Below are 2,914 nucleotides of genomic sequence, written 5' to 3'. Positions count from 1 at the left end.
GGGCGGGATCCCGGAGGATCCCGCCCCTGCGGCGTTCGGCGTGCGGCCGGGTTCAGCGTCCGGCCACCCTGCGGGCCAGCCCCGCCAGCACCCGCCCGGCACGGCGGCCGCGCCCGCGGCGCACGGCCACCGCCGCGGCGGCCGGTGCCGCGGACCGGGCGAAGATGAGCTCGCACATGTCCCGGTACTTCTCGTCCGGGTCCGGGACCCAGTCGATGCGGCGCATCGCCTGGTCGCGGCCCGCCGATTCCAGGACGAATTGGCCGTAGCCGAACAGGCGGCCGGGCACCGACTGGTTGAAGCTCATGTCGGTCACCTTGCTCAGCGGCATCATGGCCGTGCGGCGGTTGACCACCCCGCGGGTGAGCAGCAGCCGCTTGTCGGTGGCGATGAACCACCCGTTGCGCCACTGCAGCAGCCGCCACACGGCCCGCAGCAGCAGCACCACCCAGGCCAGGAACAGCGCGTCGCGCAGCAGCGGCGGGTCGGGGGGCAGGCGGAACCCGATCCACAGGACCGCCACGAAGCCCGCGACGACGCCGGCGACGGTGCCCACCAGCTGCGCCCAGTGCCGTTGCGACGCGACGTGCGTGCGCTCCCCCGCCAGCAGCCGCCGCTTCACCCAGCGCGGCAGGACGGCGCGGCCGGGGTCGGCCTCGTCCGCGACGGCGAGCTCGGCGCGCGAGGACCCGGTCGCGGACACCCCTCGCACCCGCGCGTCCCGCCCGCTCAGGCCAGCAGGCCGTCGAAGAACGACGCGACGCTGTTGACCAGGGTGCCCAGCGATTCACCGACGCCGCGCACGAACGTCGCGGCGGAGTCCGGGGAGCGGTAGACGGCGTACAGCGCGAACACGACCAGGATCCAGCCCACGACCCGGCGCCACTTCATGCCCAGCCCCTCTCCGCGTTCCCCCGAACGCCGCCCACCGTCACCGGAAGTCAGGAAATCTGCACGATCGGGCGTCATCCTGCCGGAAGTCGGTCCTCAGCTCGACCACCCGCGCCGGAGAACCCGCCGGGTCCGGTCGCCGGCGGCCTCAGACGACGCCGTAGAGGCGGTCCCCGGCGTCGCCGAGGCCGGGGACGATGTAGCCGTTCTCGTCCAGCCGCTCGTCGACGGCCGCGGTCACGACGGTGACGTGGGCGTGGCGGTCGAAGGCGGAGCGGACGACCTCGATGCCCTCGGGCGCGGCGAGCAGGCAGATCGCGGTGACGTCCACGGCGCCGCGCTCCAGGAGGTACTCGACGGCCGCGACGAGGGTGCCGCCGGTCGCCAGCATCGGGTCCAGCACGTACACCTGCCGGCCGGAGAGGTCGTCGGGCAACCGGTTGGCGTAGGTGGTGGCCTGCAGGGTGGTCTCGTCGCGGATCATCCCGAGGAAACCGACCTCGGCGGTGGGCAGCAGCCGGACCATGCCGTCGAGCATCCCCAGGCCCGCGCGCAGGATCGGCACGACGATCGGCTTGGGCGAGGTGAGGCGCACCCCCGTGGTGGGTGCGACGGGGGTGGTCACGGGGTGCGGTTCGACGCGGACCTCACGGGTGGCCTCGTAGGCCAGCAGCGTGACGAGTTCGTCGGCGAGGCGGCGGAAGGTGGGCGAGTCGGTGCTCGCGTCCCGCAGCGCGGTGAGTTTGTGGGCGACGAGGGGGTGGTCGATGACGGAGAGGCGCACGGGGGCCCAACCTAGCCGCCCGGGTGGTGCTGGCGGCAGCGGCGAGCGTCCTGCCACCATGGTCGCGTGGCGTACTTCACCGCTGTCCTGACCCCCGACGGCGACGGCTGGCGTTCCGTCGACGTCGACCTGGAAGCCGGCTCCCCCGAGGAGCTGGGCGACGTGCTGCGCGGCGCCGTGGGCGACGACGCCGCGGTGCTGGCGGTCCTCGAGCGCGAGGACGAGTGGTTCGCGCTGGTGCGCACCGACGGCGACGACACGCGCGTGTTCGTCTCCGACGCGGTCGCGGCGGCCGACAGCTCCTTCGCCGAGCTGTTCGCCGAGCTGCCCCCGGCCACGGCGGTCCTGCCGGGCGGGGCGGAGGGCACCGGCGAGGCCACCGGGGGCGGCGCCGCGGTGGCCGCACCGGCCGTCGGGGAGGTCGTGTGGGCCGGGGACCCCGAACTGCTGTCCGACCTGGGCTGCCCGCCCGGGGTGCTGACCGGGCTGGCGGCCTCCGGCGGGGACCCCGCGGCGGCGACCGTGGAGGTCGGGGAGCTGCTGGGGTTCGCCGACGTCCTGGAGTCGCTGCGCTGAGGGGCCTGGTGCAGCCGCCGCCGTGGGCGGCGTGGATGCGCCTGGCGCTGGCGGAGGCGGAGGCGTGCCGGGGTTCGGGTGACGTGCCGGTGGGCGCGGTGGTCGTGGACGCCGACGGCACGGTGCTCGGCACCGGCCGCAACGAGCGGGAGGCGGCGGGCGACCCCACCGCGCACGCCGAGGTGCTGGCGCTGCGGGCGGCGGCCCGCACCCGCGGGCAGTGGCGGCTGTCCGGCTGCACGCTCGTGGTGACGCTGGAACCGTGCGTGATGTGCGCGGGGGCGCTGGTCCTGGCCCGCGTGGACCGGCTGGTCCTGGGGGCGTGGGACCCGCGGTTCGGCGCCGCGGGCTCGCTGCGCGACGTGGTGCGCGACCGTCGCCTCAACCACGCGGTGGAGGTCGCCGGCGGCGTGCTGGAGGCGGAGTGCTCGGCGCTGCTGGACGGGTTCTTCGCCGAGCGCCGCGGCTGAGCGGGCGCGGGCCCGGGGTCGCGGGAGCGGTGGTCGGCACCGTGTATCGTTGCCCACGGTGGTGTGTCCGAGCGGCCTAAGGAGCACGCCTCGAAAGCGTGTGAGGGGGCAACTCCTCCGTGGGTTCAAATCCCACCGCCACCGCTCGAACGGCGAAGGCCCCCGGTTCCCCGGAAACGGGCGCCTTCCCCGT

5 protein-coding genes and 1 tRNA gene are annotated in these 2,914 nt (G+C 75.3%); 3 read left to right on the top strand and 3 right to left on the bottom strand.

All coding sequences use genetic code 11. The features are described 5' to 3' along the window. Window positions 1-52: 52 nt before the first annotated feature. The 3 genes from ACRYM0_RS20700 to upp form a co-directional block, all read right to left on the bottom strand. Window positions 53-703 carry a PH domain-containing protein gene (locus ACRYM0_RS20700; protein WP_432507733.1) on the bottom strand — a complete coding sequence of 217 codons (651 nt, stop codon included), beginning with the start codon at window positions 701-703 and terminating at the stop codon, window positions 53-55. 26 nt (window positions 704-729) lie between these two features. Beyond that, window positions 730-891: a hypothetical protein gene (locus ACRYM0_RS20695; RefSeq protein WP_432507732.1), complete on the bottom strand. Its 162-nt coding sequence runs from the start codon at window positions 889-891 to the stop codon at window positions 730-732. Window positions 892-1,039: 148 nt separating this feature from the next. Beyond that, on the bottom strand, window positions 1,040-1,675 hold the full coding sequence (upp, locus tag ACRYM0_RS20690; RefSeq protein WP_432507731.1) for a uracil phosphoribosyltransferase: 636 nt from the start codon (window positions 1,673-1,675) through the stop codon (window positions 1,040-1,042). Window positions 1,676-1,741: 66 nt separating this feature from the next. Here upp and ACRYM0_RS20685 point away from each other — a divergent pair, with 66 nt between their 5' ends. From ACRYM0_RS20685 to ACRYM0_RS20675, 3 genes are all read left to right on the top strand, one after another. Beyond that, a complete protein-coding gene (locus ACRYM0_RS20685) occupies window positions 1,742-2,251 on the top strand; it encodes a tRNA adenosine deaminase-associated protein (RefSeq protein WP_432507729.1) in 510 nt (169 codons plus the stop codon). Between the two features lie 35 nt (window positions 2,252-2,286). Further along, complete coding sequence (gene tadA / locus ACRYM0_RS20680) at window positions 2,287-2,721, top strand: tRNA adenosine(34) deaminase TadA (RefSeq protein ID WP_432507734.1); 435 nt, start codon at window positions 2,287-2,289, stop codon at window positions 2,719-2,721. 57 nt (window positions 2,722-2,778) lie between these two features. Further along, window positions 2,779-2,865, top strand: a tRNA-Ser gene (locus ACRYM0_RS20675). Window positions 2,866-2,914 lie beyond the last annotated feature (49 nt).

It is taken from the genome of Kineococcus arenarius subsp. arenarius (assembly GCF_050871845.1).
Classification (GTDB): Bacteria; Actinomycetota; Actinomycetes; order Actinomycetales; family Kineococcaceae; genus Kineococcus.
Note: the sequence above shows the minus strand (reverse complement) of the source record. Positions and strands in the feature narration are given on the sequence as shown.

What these genes read in the sequence shown, in the direction of transcription:
- tadA (WP_432507734.1), top strand. Translation starts at nt 2,287, where the DNA reads ATGCGCCTGGCGCTGGCGGAGGCGGAGGCGTGCCGGGGTTCGGGTGAC.
- ACRYM0_RS20695 (WP_432507732.1), bottom strand. Translation starts at nt 891, where the DNA reads ATGAAGTGGCGCCGGGTCGTGGGCTGGATCCTGGTCGTGTTCGCGCTG.